The sequence below is a fragment of the Nocardia puris genome (genome assembly GCF_003315035.1).
Taxonomy (GTDB): domain Bacteria; phylum Actinomycetota; class Actinomycetes; order Mycobacteriales; family Mycobacteriaceae; genus Nocardia; species Nocardia puris.
Genome location: NZ_QNRE01000003.1, coordinates 306,034 through 321,371 on the forward strand (window position 1 = coordinate 306,034; position 15,338 = coordinate 321,371).

Annotated in this window: 18 protein-coding genes; 7 read left to right on the forward strand and 11 right to left on the reverse strand. The window is 68.6% G+C overall.

All coding sequences use genetic code 11. From position 1 onward, the window contains the following. Positions 1-62: 62 nt before the first annotated feature. Genes DFR74_RS11475 through corA form a run of 3 tightly spaced genes read left to right on the forward strand, consistent with a single transcriptional unit; the run spans position 63 to position 1,830 of the window. Entirely contained in the window at positions 63-299 is a 237-nt protein-coding gene (locus DFR74_RS11475; RefSeq protein ID WP_067513738.1) for a FitA-like ribbon-helix-helix domain-containing protein, read from the forward strand. Beyond that, positions 296-706: a type II toxin-antitoxin system VapC family toxin gene (locus DFR74_RS11480; protein WP_084538130.1), complete on the forward strand. Its 411-nt coding sequence runs from the start codon at positions 296-298 to the stop codon at positions 704-706. The genes DFR74_RS11475 and DFR74_RS11480 overlap by 4 nt, the downstream gene beginning before the upstream one ends. Positions 707-756: 50 nt before the next feature. Continuing rightward, entirely contained in the window at positions 757-1,830 is a 1,074-nt protein-coding gene (corA, locus tag DFR74_RS11485; RefSeq protein ID WP_067513737.1) for a magnesium/cobalt transporter CorA, read from the forward strand. 24 nt (positions 1,831-1,854) lie between these two features. Here corA and DFR74_RS11490 read toward each other — a convergent pair whose 3' ends face one another. From DFR74_RS11490 to DFR74_RS11505, 4 genes are all read right to left on the reverse strand, one after another. Further along, a complete protein-coding gene (locus DFR74_RS11490; RefSeq protein ID WP_067513736.1) occupies positions 1,855-2,622 on the reverse strand; it encodes an ESX secretion-associated protein EspG in 768 nt (255 codons plus the stop codon). 76 nt (positions 2,623-2,698) lie between these two features. Continuing rightward, positions 2,699-4,024, reverse strand: coding sequence for a hypothetical protein (locus DFR74_RS11495; protein ID WP_067513735.1), 1,326 nt, complete (start codon positions 4,022-4,024; stop codon positions 2,699-2,701). Between the two features lie 8 nt (positions 4,025-4,032). After that, a complete protein-coding gene (locus DFR74_RS11500) occupies positions 4,033-4,422 on the reverse strand; it encodes a hypothetical protein (protein WP_067513734.1) in 390 nt (129 codons plus the stop codon). Between the two features lie 60 nt (positions 4,423-4,482). Then, complete coding sequence (locus DFR74_RS11505) at positions 4,483-5,064, reverse strand: DUF3558 domain-containing protein (RefSeq protein ID WP_067513755.1); 582 nt, start codon at positions 5,062-5,064, stop codon at positions 4,483-4,485. A gap of 597 nt (positions 5,065-5,661) precedes the next feature. Between DFR74_RS11505 and DFR74_RS11510 the strand changes: the two genes are divergently transcribed. Continuing rightward, positions 5,662-6,153: a HEAT repeat domain-containing protein gene (locus DFR74_RS11510; RefSeq protein ID WP_084538127.1), complete on the forward strand. Its 492-nt coding sequence runs from the start codon at positions 5,662-5,664 to the stop codon at positions 6,151-6,153. Between the two features lie 520 nt (positions 6,154-6,673). Here DFR74_RS11510 and DFR74_RS11515 read toward each other — a convergent pair. From DFR74_RS11515 to DFR74_RS11545, 7 genes are all read right to left on the reverse strand, one after another. Next, positions 6,674-6,988, reverse strand: a complete 315-nt coding sequence (locus DFR74_RS11515) for a hypothetical protein (RefSeq protein WP_147265779.1) — start codon at positions 6,986-6,988, stop codon at positions 6,674-6,676. 281 nt (positions 6,989-7,269) lie between these two features. Continuing rightward, positions 7,270-7,731, reverse strand: coding sequence for a GbsR/MarR family transcriptional regulator (locus DFR74_RS11520; protein ID WP_067513731.1), 462 nt, complete (start codon positions 7,729-7,731; stop codon positions 7,270-7,272). Continuing rightward, positions 7,728-8,519, reverse strand: a complete 792-nt coding sequence (locus tag DFR74_RS11525) for an alpha/beta fold hydrolase (RefSeq protein ID WP_084538134.1) — start codon at positions 8,517-8,519, stop codon at positions 7,728-7,730. Before DFR74_RS11525 ends, DFR74_RS11520 begins: the two co-directional genes overlap by 4 nt. Before the next feature lie 95 nt (positions 8,520-8,614). Further along, a complete protein-coding gene (locus DFR74_RS11530) occupies positions 8,615-9,484 on the reverse strand; it encodes an alpha/beta fold hydrolase (protein ID WP_067513729.1) in 870 nt (289 codons plus the stop codon). Positions 9,485-9,677: 193 nt separating this feature from the next. Beyond that, the gene (locus tag DFR74_RS11535) at positions 9,678-10,256 is read right to left on the reverse strand and encodes a suppressor of fused domain protein (RefSeq protein WP_084538126.1); all 579 of its coding nucleotides are present in this window, start codon (positions 10,254-10,256) and stop codon (positions 9,678-9,680) included. A 4-nt stretch (positions 10,257-10,260) separates the two neighbouring features. Continuing rightward, positions 10,261-10,752 (reverse strand): YflT domain-containing protein, encoded by a 492-nt coding sequence (locus DFR74_RS11540; protein WP_067513728.1) that lies wholly within the window; start codon positions 10,750-10,752, stop codon positions 10,261-10,263. A gap of 12 nt (positions 10,753-10,764) precedes the next feature. Next, the gene (locus DFR74_RS11545) at positions 10,765-11,721 is read right to left on the reverse strand and encodes an HpcH/HpaI aldolase/citrate lyase family protein (protein WP_067513727.1); all 957 of its coding nucleotides are present in this window, start codon (positions 11,719-11,721) and stop codon (positions 10,765-10,767) included. Positions 11,722-11,782: 61 nt separating this feature from the next. Between DFR74_RS11545 and DFR74_RS11550 the strand changes: the two genes are divergently transcribed. From DFR74_RS11550 to DFR74_RS11560, 3 genes are all read left to right on the forward strand, one after another. After that, entirely contained in the window at positions 11,783-13,066 is a 1,284-nt protein-coding gene (locus DFR74_RS11550; RefSeq protein ID WP_067513726.1) for a magnesium transporter MgtE N-terminal domain-containing protein, read from the forward strand. Continuing rightward, on the forward strand, positions 13,059-13,676 hold the full coding sequence (locus tag DFR74_RS11555) for a DUF1003 domain-containing protein (protein WP_067513753.1): 618 nt from the start codon (positions 13,059-13,061) through the stop codon (positions 13,674-13,676). The genes DFR74_RS11550 and DFR74_RS11555 overlap by 8 nt, the downstream gene beginning before the upstream one ends. A 153-nt stretch (positions 13,677-13,829) precedes the next feature. Then, a complete protein-coding gene (locus tag DFR74_RS11560; RefSeq protein ID WP_113975073.1) occupies positions 13,830-15,263 on the forward strand; it encodes a lytic transglycosylase domain-containing protein in 1,434 nt (477 codons plus the stop codon). Positions 15,264-15,338: the final 75 nt, after the last annotated feature.

Below are 15,338 nucleotides of genomic sequence, written 5' to 3' on the forward strand. Positions count from 1 at the left end.
TGACGCACGCGCCGCCGACGTCTCGCTCACATGCGCATGACATGCGCATGTGCCCTGGTGTCATGAGTGTGGCAATTCAGATCAAGGATGTACCGGAAGAGATTCGGGACGCGATCGCGGCACGTGCTGCCGCACGCGGCCAGTCCACCCAGTCCTACCTGCGGAGTTTGCTCGAGCGCGAGTTCCGCGCGGAGCGCAATCGGCATCTGCTCGAGAGCATGGTCGGGCATCGGGGGCTCGAACTCACACCCGACGAGATTCTCGCCGAGATCCGCCGTGACAGAGGGTCCGACGATTGATCGTCATCGACGCCGACGTGATGGTTTTCGCTCTGGTCGATCACACCCGGGCCGGTGACACCGCGCGCGCCGCGATGATCGCCGACGACGACTGGTCCGCACCGGCGCACATGCCCTTCGAAGTCCAACGGACCCTGCACAAAGCTGTTGTGGCGCGCAAACTTCCAGCCGCGGATGCCGACGCCGCCACCGAGGCGCTCGCCGCGATGCAGATCGAGTACGTGAGCACCGACGCGACCTTGCTGCGCACCGTGTGGCGATTACGACACAACGTCTCCGTCTACGACGCGACGTATCTGGCGGTCGCCGCGCTGGAGGACACCACCGCGGTCACGTTCGACGCCCGGCTGGCGAAGGCGGCGGAGTACTGCGGCCTTCCCGCCGCGGTACGACTGCTCACCTACTGACCTGGCGCGCGTTCCCGTCCTCGCACGCGCCGCCGACGTAGCATCGTCGGGTGCCGTCCATTCCGCCGATGCCGTCGTTCCGCGGTCCCGGGCGCGCGACGCCGGCCGCGTGGGTGCCGGTGCCGACCGCGCGGGCGATCGTGGACTGCGGCGTGTACGTGGACGGGGAGCGGCTGCCCGGACGGTTCACGCACGAGGCGGCGCTGGCCGAAGTGCGCGAGCGCGGGTCGGGGTTCGTGTGGGTCGGTCTGCACGATCCCGATGAGCACCAGATGGCCGATATCGCGCACGCGTTCGACCTGCACCCGCTCGCCGTGGAGGACGCGGTGCACGCCAAGCAGCGCCCGAAGCTGGAGCGCTACGACGACACGCTGTTCCTGGTGCTGCGCACCGTCAGCTACGTGCCGCACGACATCCACGCCATCTCCGAAATCGTGGAGACCGGCGACATCATGGTGTTCACCGGCCCCGATTTCGCCGTCACCGTCCGGCACGGCGAACACACCGGGCTCGCGGGCGTGCGCCACGAATTGGAGTCCAAGCCCGAACAACTCGCGCTCGGGCCGGGCGCGGTCCTGCACGCGGTGGCCGACCACGTGGTCGACTCCTACGTCGATGTCGCGGGCTCGGTGGAGAACGACATCGAGGAGATGGAGGAGGCGGTCTTCACCCCGCGCAACCTCACCACCGTCGAAACGATCTACCAGCTCAAACGCGAAGTGGTGGAACTGCGCCGCGCGGTGAACCCCCTCGCCCTGCCGCTGCAACTCCTCGTGCACAAGCCGGATCTGCCGCTGCCCAAGGAGATTCGCCGCTACTTGCGCGACGTGGCCGACCACCACACCACCGTCGCCGAGCACATCGCCGACTTCGACGAATCCCTCAGCGAACTCGTGAGCGCGGCCCTGGCGAAGATCAGCGTCCAGCAGAACACGGACATGCGCAAGATCTCGGCGTGGGTCGCGATCGCGGCAGTGCCGACGATGATCGCCGGCATCTACGGCATGAACTTCGAGCACATGCCGGAACTCAGTTCACCGTGGGGATATCCGGCGGTGTGGATGGTGATTCTCACGATCTGCACGGGGTTGTACGTGACCTTTCATCGCAACAATTGGTTGTGAGGGCTCCGAGTACAAGCAGAGCTTTTACCAACTGCGCGCCACCGGACGGAAACTCGCCTCCAGGAGTTTGTGGAGTTCGCGTTCCATCTCGGCGGCCGAGCCCGGCGCCAGCGTGAAGTCCTGCTCGGAGTGATTGTGCAGCAAGTACCTTCCGTCGGCGGGCAGATAATCCATCCAGTGGAACCCGCGCCCGTCGCCGGTGGGCCTGCTGTCGTAGGCCGCCCCGCGATACACCATGATCTCACCCAGGCTCGAACGTGGGCGACGCACAAGGCGATTCAGTTCCTCGGTGGGCGACAACCGCGTCGGATGCTGTCCGTACTCGGGACGGTCCAGATCGGAGCGCCGCCCGCTCAATGGACGATGCTTACCGGGCCCGCACTGGGGCAGATTGCCGACGATGTGCGTGACCGCACCGCGCGCCGGGCATCGATACAGAATCACGTCGCGTCCGTATTGCTGTGTGGGGCCGGACATTTGCACGGCGACGGTCGCGCTGCGCGCGTCCAGTCCGGCGTGGATGCGCACCACCTGGGCGAAATCCGGGCCGTAGAATCCGTGCACTTCCACCCGGACCCGCGGTTCGAGCAGCACGGTCAGCGCCTCGTACAGACGCTCGTCGGCGATGCCCTGCAAGCGCCGCGCCGCGTCCACCCGCGCCCGCAGGTAGTCGTCATGCGCCTCGACACCCTCGACCTTGTACCGCAGCGGGTAGGGCAACCGATCCCGCCCGAACGCCTCCAACGCCAGCTGGAACATGAAACCGTCCATGCGCCACTGGAACTCATTCATGCCGCCGCCTCACCGACATTCCCAACACCATGAATCCACCCGCGCACCAACGGTTCCCGCGATGCTTGTCCGGTTCTCATCCGCCGATCACCCCACCGGGCGGGAGCGCGGGCGGCTGCGTGCCCAGCAGTTCGTCCCCGTGGTCGTAGACCAAATAGTCGGGGATCTTGTGGTTTTCGTCGTCATCGCCCTTGCCGCGAGCACCGGCGCCACCCATACCGGGCATACCGGCCATTCCGCGCCCCATACCGGCGCCCGCGCGATTGTTCGCACCGTTCAACCCGGGCTGCTGCGTGGTCGGCGTCGCGGTCACACTGCGCCCCGCCCCCGGCCCCGGCGTCCCGGGCCCCGGCACACCGGGAACCCCCGGCCCCGGCGTGCTCGGCGTGGTCGACTTCGGCAGATCCGTACTGGGGATCTTGGTGTCGGGCACGGTCGACGCCGGATTCGTCGACGCCGGATCGGTCGACAGCGGATTCGACGACGGGTCGGTGCTGGTATCCGTGTCGTCCGGGTCCGTCGACGGATCCTCCAGTTCGGTTCCCGGCTGCGTGGGGTCCTCGGTGGTGCCGGGCCCGGGGCCTGGCCCCGGACCACCCGGACCGGGACCGGGCTGGCCGGGGCCGGGGACATCCGTGTCGTTCTTGATCGTGCTCTTGGGTTCGGGGATTTTCGGGGTGTAGGGGTCCACTTCCTCGGCGACGCCGGGCTGGTAGACGCGGTCCATGAAATCGCGGACGCGGTTCTCCGCCTCGTCGGCGCGGTATTGGGCGCTTTTCAGAACGCCGTTGCCGGGGATGTGGCCGATCAGCTTGTCCGCCCACGACAGTTCATGCGGAGGATCTACCGTCTGCTGAGCCTGAGCCAGATAGCCTTCGGTCAGATCGAGGCCGCGCGCCACCATCTCGAAGGAAACGAGCAGCTTGTTCAGCTCGCCCGCGTATGACTTCGTCGACTCGACCACCGCGTTGGCGGTCTGCCCTTTCATATAGGCCTCGATGTCGTCCTTCACACCGTTGGCGAACACGTCGCTCAGTTCCCGGCCAGCCTTGACCATATCGCGCCAACCGTTGGCACCGTCATTGATCTCCCCCGGCTTCACATCTTTCAGGTTGTTGTAAATCCAGTCGTGCGACGCCGTCAGGAAGGACTCTTTATTCTCCCCGACCACCACGCGATCCGAGTACCCGCCCTCGTGCTGCGATTGCAGATCCGACCAGTTCTTGTTGACAATCGCCCGATCCGAATCCCACTGCTGCTGCGCACCGGACTTGCGATCATCGAAGTCCTTCGACTGCTGCTCCGCCTCAGATCTGGCGTTGAAGACATCCTTGACGATATTGATCGGGTCGGACGCATAGCCACCGATATTGTTGAGCCAGTCCCACGTGGACGTTCCCACAACCCCTCCTACACGTCCGTATTGTTGAGATCGTTGGCGTTGGACTGGTCCTGGTCGGCCAGTTTCTGGGTTGCCAGTTTGTAGGTATCGCGCATGAGAATGACCAGGTCAATATGCTTCTTCAACTGGTTGACTGCCGAGTCTTGGTCGATTACGGCCTTGTTCGCGAATTTCGAACGCAACGCTTCCGCCGACGGCAATGTTCCGAAGCCGCTCAACTGATCGAGCAAGCCAGCCTTGCTCAACAGCGTGTCTTCGAGTCCGCTCAACAAAGTCTCGCAACGCGCCTGCAACGCACGCCCGATTTGCTCGTCTATGCGAAATTCGCCGGACTCCGCTTTTTCCTTGTATCCGCGCCATTGCGTGAGACTAGCTTCTATCGAAGTGTTACCAGACATCCGATCCCCCTCCTGCTACCGGGTGGTAGTACCATTCTTGCGAGCTGTTCATCACGGATTTCAGCCTGGGAGATGGGGTTCGAAGTATCCCGCATATTCAATCGCCAAGCCGCAGGGCGGAGACTCGGTCATTTTCTCACGCTCACTGTAACGCCAAAGTATTCCGACTTCGAACATACCCTGATGCGCCGGCATGCTCACATAGCATGCCAACTTGTCCACGTCCTTGTTTGTCGTCACGATCGCATCGCGCGAACCGACGGTGACGTCCTTCACGAACGGACTGTTCTCGTTCGCACGGCGCTCCTCGACCGTTCGTCTGGATGAGAGAACCGCGACAGCGTACGGCCCCTCGGTCGAACGCCAATCGCAGATCTTCCACCAGCTGGGCGGACCGTCCTGCCTGTCCACGGTCACCTGCTTGGACGCAGGATCCAGATCGGCCCCCGCCAGCACCTCATCCGACAGATCAGTACAGGGATTGAACAGCGGGATCGACTCGTCATGACTGGTCGGCGCACTCCCCTGCCCTTGCTCGGTAGCCGTCCCGTCAACCGTCGACGAACACCCGGCGAGCACCGCGACCGCCGCCACCCCGACAGCCGCCAAACGCACCGCACCCCGGCTCGTTCCACCAACCATCACGCCCGCACCCTCCTGATCTCAAGCGCACCCCGCACCGGGAGCAGGACGCAACCAGGCCCCCCGCAACTCCCACTCGGGCAGGACAAGGCTAACCGACCATCGACCCCCATCCAATCGGACGGTTGCACAATCCCACCCACAAACCTCCGCACTTGCACCCCACACTCGCTGCCCCCAGCCGCCCACCACCTCGAACAGCGGTACACCCCACCCCGGATTCGCAGGCCGCAACTAGCGCATTCTCACAGGCCGCCCCCACCCGGGCCTCACGCACCCACTCGATGCACCGCCGGTGAGGTGTTCGGTGCCGGCTCGTCGGAGCCGACCCGAACACGGCCGCCGATCACGCTCGGGAACTCGGCCGCAGCCGACCGTGGTAGGGCGCGAGACGGCGGGACAGCGGACGATGAGGCCGACCTCTCCTCGCGTATCTCGGATCGGCGAAAGAGAACTCGAGAAGATACTCGGTGGCGGTCGAGCCGCGCGGTGTGGTGGGCTGAGCGAATACGTGTGGACTCCGGATGATTCCTTCGCGGGACGTGCCGGCGGTGGATGGCGAGGGCTGTTGTGCGGATAGATGATGCTGCCTGGCAGGTGATTCTCGGCGCCGCCAGCGTTCCGGGGCAGCCTCCGACGACGCCGAACGAAATTCTCCGGCACTTCGGCGTCGAGGACGGGAAGCGACTCGGGCTCGACCTGATGGAAAGCGCTGCGGCGCGGCGTGATCCCGACGATCTCGAAGCGGCCATGATCGTGGCGAGTCTCTTCGGGATCGATGCGGACCACGTCGAGATCTATCTCCGGCTGGCGACGGAAAATTGGCATCGAGCGCAGGAGAGCATCACGTTCCAGCTGGGCCTGTTCGGCGATCCCCGCGCGGTCGACGTGCTGCTCCGGCTGTGCGAATGGGTGCCGGATCACCTGGCCTGGGACGACAATCGGGCGCTGGCCTCGAAGGCTGTGCACGCCCTGGCGCGGATACCCGGCGACGACGCCGAGCGAGCGTTGCTGTCGGTGCTGTCGTCCGAGGATCCGACCGTCCGGGCCATGGCGCGCAGACAACATGACAAGCGAACTCGCCGATAATTCGTCGACGCCGAGAGGACCACGGCCCCAGCAGTTCGTGAACGGTCTCCGGACCCACCCGCGCCTCTCCGGCATCGAGGGCACGGGATACGACGTATACGTGGCCTTCCTGCCGGGCCTTCACTCGCGCACGGGATGGCCCCTGGCTCTACGACTTCCGCGAATACCTCGCCGACAGGTTCGGTGACGAGTGAGGCACACCCGAACGGCGCAGTCCAACGACGGATCGATGAAGTGAGAGTCCTGAACAGAGCAGTCCCCGGTAGTCTGCATCGAATCCATGAGCCTCAGTCGTCGCTGACGGCTCCGGTCTTCGACTGGCTTGCCGGGGGCCTGGCCGGATCTCTGGAGGATGTTTCGCGTTCTCCGAACGTCTTCTTCGAGCGTTGCGCACCCTTCGGTGTTCCGGTGTAGTTCCAGTGTCCTCCTCATCCGGCGGGAGTCAAGGGGTGGTCGCGGGAGATTTGCCCGGGGTTCGGTCCCGGTCCGGGACCCTCCGGCACCTCGGTGGAGTCGATGCTCAGGCGGCCCGCGCGGACCAGCCGTGATGGGTTTCCCGGGTGCGGGCGGGGACGGTGGCGACGGGTGCGCCGGAGCAGTCGTCGCTCGCGAAGACGAGGTAGCTGCGGGAGCTGCGGTTGTCGACGTCGATGTCGCGGGGGAAGCCGGAGGCCCAGCATTCGTCGAGGTTGCTGATCTCGAGCACGCCGTCGATGATCACCACCTGCCTGCCGTCACCGAACGAACCGGTGGGGATCGCCGACGCGGTGGGTGCGACGACGGCCGCGGCGGCGAGGACGAGCGCGCTTGTGCAAGACAGCATTCCGAGTTTCACACCGAGCATGCTACGAGCGCGAGGTGGGCACGTGCATCCGCCTCGAGGATGACGTTCGACGCGCACGCACCACCGGCGCCGGTGCCGCGAGCAGCCCGAACCGGGCGGCGCGCCGGCGCGATTCGGCCTGGTCCGCGCGAAGCGCCGCGCCACGACCGCAAGCCACGCACTAAGGCTGGTGCTCATCGCACGGTCTCGGAGAACTCGGTCATGGCCGGGTCGTCGGTGCACTCCGGTCGAGCGGGTCCCCGAGGTTGGTGAAGGTGCGCGACGCACGTGAATCACCTTCGGCCAGAAGTACTTTCCCCGGACTCACGCGGACGCAGAATCGCGTCCCCCGCTTCCACGTACCTCTGGAACAGGTCGGTGACGTCGTTCAACCGCTCCCGCGCCCGCGGCCCGTCGGCGAGTTCCGCACCGTCGCGCAGCACGTCCACGAACCGCCGCGCCCGCTGCTGACTGGCCGCCAGGAGGTTCTCCAACCCGCCGCACGCCTCCACGAGCAGGCGTCGGCTACCGGGCTGCGGGATGGTGCGGGCGAGCCCCCAGGACACCAGCTCGCGGACGGCGGTGCTCACCGCGCCCGCGCTGGCCCCGGTGAGCGCGCCGAGGTGGTCGAGGCCGACCGGTTCGGATTCGAGCAGCAGCCTGCCGTAGACGCGGCCGGTGGCGCGGGCGAGGTGCCAGGCGGCGAACAGGTCGCCGAGTTGCTGGGCGAACTCCTCGCGTTCGTCGGCGCTCACCGCTCGATTCCCCGCAGGAAGTCGACGAGCACCGCACCGACGGCGTCGGGGGCGTCCAGCGGCGCGAGGTGGCCCGCGTCCGGGATGACGTGGTCGGCGACCCCCTCGGCTTCCGCCCATCGCCGCATCGCCGTGGCGATATTGCCGGTCCGGTCACGCTCGCCGCGAATCAGGCAGAGCGGCAACGGAATCCGATACCCCGGATCCGGATCCACCAGGCTCGCGGTGGCCCGCCAGACCTGGACGAACTCGGCCTTGCCGATCCGCGCGAACGCCTCGGCGGCGTAGGAGCGGGCCGCGGGCGTCTCCGCCGACGCGTCGGCCATCAGCCGGGGCAGCGATCGCGCCGGGATCAGCCGCAGCATCGGCGCCGCCAGGCGCAACAGCGCACGCTCCCCCGCCCGCAGCGGCCCGGAGTTCCACGTCGAGTCGATGACGACCAACCCCGCGAAGCGCTCCGGCGCCCGCCGCACCGCCGCTTGGCTCAGATTCCCACCCAGCGAATGCCCGACGAGCACCGGCCGGTCCAGGTCGAGGTGGTCGATCAACGCGGTGAGATCGGCCAGCGCCCGCTCGGCGGTGAATCCCGCGCGGTCCGGGCGCGATTCACCGTGGCCGCGCAGGTCCCAGCTCACCGCGCGGAAACCGGCCCGCACCACCGCGTCCACCTGCTGGTCGAACATGCGCGCATCGACACCGGCCCCGTGGGTGAACACCACCGGCAGACCTGTCTCGCCGCTGTCGCGGAACCGGAGGTCGCAACCCGAAAGAGCAAGCGTGTGCGTCATATTCATAATATTCTGAATATAGCGCAGATTGAAGGAGATGTCCGTCGAACGGCACCCGGGAGGGAAAGGTGCCGCCGACCGGGAACACGCTGGTTTCAGCTGACCTCGTCGAGCACTTCGTGGAGGACCCGCGCGAACGCCTCCGGCTCCCCCGCGTAGCCGGACTCGGGGCCCGTGAACCCGCCGTGATGGCTGGGGAAGACCGCCGGCTCGAGACCGAGCCGCGCGGCGACCGCCGTCGAAGTGCGTTCGGTGACCGTGCCCCTCGACTCCTCGCCGTAGCCGAGCACGATCCGGGTCGGCGCCGCGGTGAGCGCGGCGATATCGGGGCGGTAGCCGACGACGGCCCGGGACCGCTCCGACAGCAGCGGGTCGTCGCGCGAGCCGTCGTCCTCGGTGGGCAGGCCGAACATCGCGGGGTCCGCGGCGGGCGCGGCGAAGTACTCGTCGGTGTATTCGCCCTGCCAGGACGTCATCGCGATGAACGCCGCCATGCCCGCGCCGAAACCTTCGGCGGCGTAGGCGTTGCGGTATCCGTCGGCGGCGCGTTCGGCCGCCGCGGCGTCGGGGAGCACGGACAGCAGGGGCGGTTCGTGCGCGATGAGGGTGGTCACGTCGTCGGCGTGCGCGGTGACGAGCGCGAGCGCGACGATGGCCCCGCCGCTGCTGGCGAAGATCTCGACCGGGCCGGCGTCGAGGGCGCGGACGACGGCGTGCACGTCCTCGGCGTGGACGGCCGGGTCGTTGTCGACCGCGCCGTCGGTGCGGACGCTGCGCCCGAGGCCGCGCGGGTCGTAGGTGACAACCGTGCGCTCGGGGAAGTACGAGGCGAGCGTGGCGAACCCGCTCGCGTCCATCGGGAGTCCGGTCATGAGCAGCGGCGGCCGCCCGTCGGCGGTCGGGATGGGCCCGTGGACGTCGTAGGTGAGCGTGGCGCCGGGCACTTCGAGCTTGTGTGTCGTCATGCCGGTAGTGACGGGGCGGGTGGCGAGAACTCATCGGCGAGTGCCCGATCTTTGCCCGCGCCGGCGCGACGCCTGGACCGTCGACAACCCGGACATCCCTCGCCGCCCGACTTCGCCAGGGACCGATACTCGATCGAGCGGCGTCCTCGCCGGCATTCACGGATCACGCAACGTGCCGACGCTTCACGAACTCCTACAGCGACGCCGCCCCGCGCCCCGGATCGCGAGTGTCGATCCCCGCCTCGGCCCACGCATCCCGCAGCGCCCCCGCACCGCGCACCCGGACCCACGCGGCCTCCGTCGCCGTCACCGGCGTAACCGTCAGGTACCGAACGGGTTCCGCAGGTTCGGGCAGCGCCACGGCGGGAATGTCGCTGTCCCCCAGCAATACCGCGGTGAACACCGCGCCCTGCCACAGCGGTTCGCCCAGGTCCAGCAGCGCATCCGGTTGCAGGACAACACCTTCCACGGCGGGCGTCGCGACCAGGATGCCGAGCGATTTGGGCAGTCCCGGCTGCGCGGTGCCGATCCGCAGGCTCAGCACCAGCTCGGCGCGCGGCCCGCGCACCGGGTCGGCGTGCAGGTCGCCCGGATCGCCCATCGGGTGGCGGGAACCGCCGAGGGTGACGTAGTGGACGATCTCGCCGTCCGGAATGCGCAGGATCTCGATCGGCTCGAGCCCGAGAAAGGTCACCGAGGCGGAGTCGATGGCGCCGCGCTCCACCCCGAAGTGGTCCAGCACGCCGGTGCGGACCGCGTCGATCACGTCCATGCGCTCAGATCGCCAACCGCGCCAGCATGTCCCGCGCCTGCTCGGCCGACTTCGGGTCGCACAGCACGTCGTAACGGCCCGCCACCAGTTGCATGGTGGAGGCGAAGTCGCGCTGGCCCTTGGTGGCCGCGTACGGGATCGACGTCGAGATGACGCCGAAGATGATGCCGCCGACCAGGCCGACGAGCAGCGGGCCGAGGGTGCCGCTGGTGGTGAACAGGCTCAGCAGCAGACCGAGGAACAGGCCCAGCCACGCGCCCGACACCACGCCGCCGCCGATCACCTTGCCCCAGTTCAGGCGGTAGAGCACGCGCTCGACCTGCATGAGGTCGACGCCGACGATGGTCACGTCCTGCACCGGGAACTGGCTGTCGGCCAGGTAGTCGACCGCCCGCTGCGCCTCGGCGTAGGTCGGGTACGAGCCGACCGGCCACCCCGACGGCGGGGTCGGCAGGCCCTGGCGGGCACGATTCGAGTTCCCCAAGGGATTCGTCATAACACCATTCTGCTATCCGGAACCGTAGTTGGGTGGTGTGAAACGCGTCGTTCGCGCCATCCCGGCGGCCCGGCCCTTCTCGGCGATCACCTGCGCCATCTTGGCGCTGGCCTCATCGATCATCTCCGCACCCAGCATCACCGCGCCGCGCGCGCCGCCCTCGATCGACGTATGAAAGGCATAGGCGTCCAGGATTTCTTCCGCGCGATCGTAATCCAACTGGCGGGGGCTGAAGATCTCGTTGGCCGCGTCGATCTGGCCCGGGTGCAGCACCCACTTGCCGTCGAAACCCAGGGCGGCCGTGCGGGCCGCCGCCCGGCGGAAGCCGTCCACGTCGCGGATCTGCAGGTACGGGCCGTCGATGGCCTGCAACCCGTGCGCGCGGGCGGTGAGCAGGATCGTCATGAGGATGTGGTGGTAGGCGTCGCCGGTGTCGTAGCCCTCCGGCTGCTCGCCCACCACGAGTGTGCGCATGTTGATGCTGGCCATGAAGTCGGCGGGCCCGAACACCAGCGCCTGCACGCGCGGGCTCGCGGTGGCGATCTCGTCGATATTGCGCAGGCCGAGCGCGTTCTCCAGCTGCGGCTCGATGCCGATGCGGCCCGGCTCCAGGCCGTTGGCCTTCTCCAACTGCGTGAGCAGCAGGTCCAGTGCGCGCACCTGGCCGCCGTCGGTGACCTTGGGGAGCAGGATCGCGTCGATGGCCGAGCCCGCGCCGTCCACCGCGGCGATCACATCGGCGTAGGTCCACGGCGTGGTCCAGTCGTTGACGCGCACCACCCGCAACTGCGCGCCCCAGCCGGGCTGGTTCAGCGCCGCGACGATGTTCGCGCGGGCCGCCGCCTTGGCGGCGGGCGCGACCGCGTCCTCCAGATCCAGGAAGACCTCGTCGACGGGCAAGCCCTTGGCTTTCTCGATCATCTTCGGGTTGCTGCCGGGGACGGCGAGCACCGAACGACGCGGCCTCATCGAACACTCCTCCCGTGCCGTGGTGCGGTCTCCCGGCACGTCAACCTCTAGCCTGGGCAGCATGGCAGCTACCAGGGTGTACGTCGCCAGGCTTGCCGGATTGGCGGTTCTGGGACCCGACGGCGAGTCTATCGGCAGGGTCCGCGACGTCGTCGTGGCCGTCCGCTACGACCGTCAGCAACCCCGCGTGCACGGCTTGGTCGTCGAATTGCCGACCAGGCGAAGGATCTTCGTCCCGATGTTGCGCGTCACCTCGATCGAGCCCGGTTCCATCGCGCTCAACACCGGCACCGTGAGCCTGCGCCGCTTCCAGCAACGGCCCGGCGAGATGCTGGCGCTGGCGCAGATCGTGGATTCCACGGTGCGCGTGGAGGATCCGGAACTCACCGATCTGGCGGGCGTGGACGTGTTCGTGGTCGATCTCGGGCTGGAGCTGACCCGCACCAGGGACTGGCGGGTGTCGCGGGTCGCGGTGCGCGGGCACCGCAGGATCGGGCGGCGGCGCACGGTGCACGTGGTGGACTGGTCGACGGTCTCCGGTCTCACGCCGTACGAGATCGGCAGGCCGGGCCAGGACGTGACCCAGCTGCTCGAACGATTCGAGGGCCTGCGCCCGGCCGACGTGGCGCACCAGCTGCGCGAGCTGCCGGAGAAGCGCCGCATCGAGGTGGCCGAGGCGCTCGACGACGAACGCCTCGCCGACGTGGTGCAGGAACTCCCCGACGACGACCAGGTGGATCTGCTCGGCCACCTGGAGGTGCGCCGCGCCGCCGACGTGCTCGAGGCCATGGACCCCGACGACGCCGCCGACCTCCTCGGCGAACTGCCCACCGGCGAGCGCGAATCGCTGCTGGCGCTGATGGATCCGGAGGAATCCGAACCGGTGCGCCGGCTGCTGCAGCACTCGCCCGACACCGCGGGTGGCCTGATGACGCCCAAGCCGGTGATCCTGACGCCGGCCACCACGGTGGCGGAGGCGCTGGCCAGGGTGCGCAACCCCGACCTCACGCCCGCGCTGGCGTCGATGGTGTTCGTGGTGCGCCCGCCGACGGCCACGCCCACCGGCCGCTACCTCGGCTGCGTGCACATCCAGCAGTTGCTGCGCGAGCCGCCCGCGCACCTGGTGGGCGGGATCATCGACGCCGACCTCGCGCCGTTGGGCCCCGAGGTGCCGCTCACGGCGGTCACCCGCTATTTCGCGACCTACAACTTGGTGTGCGGGCCGGTGGTGGACGACGAGAACCACTTGCTGGGCGCGGTCAGCGTCGACGACGTCCTGGACCATCTGCTGCCGGAGGACTGGCGTGAAGAAGAACGGCACCAAGGGGTCGCGGTCCATGACTGAGAAGGGCGCGTGGCCGCGGCCGGGCACGAGCTCGGCGCGCCAGCGGCTGGAGACGCCGATGGAGTCGCGGTTCCGCTTCGACTGGGATGCCGAGGCCCTGGCCCGCAGCTCCGAGCGGGTGGCCCGATTCCTCGGCACCGGCCGGTACCTGGCGATCCAGACCGTGGTCGTGATCGTCTGGATCATCCTCAACGTGACCGTGGTGGCGCTGCGGTGGGACCCTTATCCGTTCATCCTGTTGAACCTGGCGTTCTCCACCCAGGCCGCCTACGCGGCGCCGCTGATCCTGCTGGCGCAGAACCGTCAGGACAACCGCGACCGGGTGGCGCTGGAGGAGGATCGGCAGCGCGCCGCGCAGACCAAAGCCGACACCGAGTTTCTCGCCCGCGAACTCGCGGCGTTGCGGTTGGCGGTCGGCGATGTGGCCACCCGCGACTACCTGCGCCGGGAGTTGGAGGAGCTGCGCGAAGTCCTCGACCGCATCGCGGTGGCGACCACCGACGGCGCGTCCGCGACACCCGAGACCACGGCTGGAAAGGTCAAACGCAAGAAATCCTCCGGTGGACGCGCCGCAACACCCCAGGTCGCGCCGCCGGTCTCCGATGATTGACCGGAAATGCTCTACAACATCCTGACCCCTGGGTAACCTGGACAGCGTTGTCCCGAGCGGGCCGGGTCGGGGGTTGCGAGGGCCGGGTAGACGCCCGTCCCAGCCGCCCCCTGTCGACACGCTCCCGTGACGTTGAAGGATTGGTGTGGCCGAATGCGAGTATCCGCCCCGATAACCATGTCGGCCCTCGTCGTCGCTGGTCTCGTCGCCTCGGGCTCGGCCGCCCAGCACGCGACCACCAGTGAGCCCCCCGCCGCGCCGGAGGCGTTGCTCGCCGCGTCCGCCCGGCCGAACGGCACCGGCGAGGAGGCCGCCGCCGACGGGGACGCCGCATTGTCCCGGACAGTGGGACTGCTCCCGGTCACCCCTGACTCCCCCCGCAAACTGCGAGCTATGAACCCGACGGCCGACGGTCTGCCGCCGTTCGCGGGCACCGTGCCGCTGCGGGAGATCTCGCTGCCCAACACCGGCGGGGCACTCGGCATCCCCGAGGTCGTGCTCGCCGCCTACCGCAACGCCGAACTCGCCATGCAGTCCTCGCAGCCGGGCTGCGGGCTCACCTGGAACCTGCTCGCCGGCATCGGCCGCATCGAGTCCGGGCACGCGGGCAGCGGGCGCACCGACGCGGCGGGCACCACCGTCACGCCGATCTTCGGCCCGGCGCTCGACGGCACGCTGCCCGGCAACGAAATCATCAAGGCGGCCGACGGCGGTTACGTGCGGGCGATCGGGCCCATGCAGTTCCTGCCCGGCACCTGGAGCCTCTACGCCGCCGACGGCAACGGCGACGGCGTGGCCGATCCGCACAACGTCTTCGACTCCGCGCTGGCCGCGGGCAAGTACCTCTGCTCGGGCGGGCTCGACCTGCGCGATCCGGCGCAGGAACTGCGCTCGGTATTGCGCTACAACAACTCGATGTCCTACGCCGCCGACGTGCTCAGCTGGTCGGCCGCCTACCGCACCGGCGGGTCGCCCAGCCAGGTGACCATCTCGCCCGATCTCATCCCGCCCGGCTCGGCACCCATCCAGGCGGGCCCGGACATGCAGGCCGTCGGCACCACGGTGCCCGGCGCGCCCACCTCGCCCGCCGACGCGCTGCCCTCGACCACCTACGTGGTGCCGCCGCAGCAGACCCCGACCCAGGTGATGATCACCATTCCCGGCCTGCCGCCGATCCCGTGCGGCATCTTCTGCCCGCCGCCGCCCCCGCCGCCGAATCCCTGTGAGCCCGTGGTGGTTCCGGCGCCGATGCCGCAGCCCGGCGAGCCCGCGCGGCCCCTCGGTCCGGACGGCAAGCCGGTCGGCACCGAGCAGGAGTTCGGCGCGCAGGGCGATCCGGCGAACGCCCCGGAGCCGAACCCCGCGTGCGCGCCCGCGCCCGAACCGGGTCAGCCCGGTCCGCAGCAGGCCCAGGAACCGGCGCCCGCCGCGCCGCCCGCGCCCGAGGTCACCAAGACCCCCGAGCCCGGCCCGGCCGAGGCTCCGCAGGACGTCCCGCCGCCCCCGCCGCCGGCCCCGGGCATCACGCTGCCGTTCGGAATCGTGATCCCGCTGCCGCCCGGCCCGCCCGCTCCGCCGCAGGGCTGAGACCAAACCTCAATCCAGATCACGAAGTAGTAACAAAAACGTCTCGAATACGGTAATCTCTCCTTCGTCCACGAA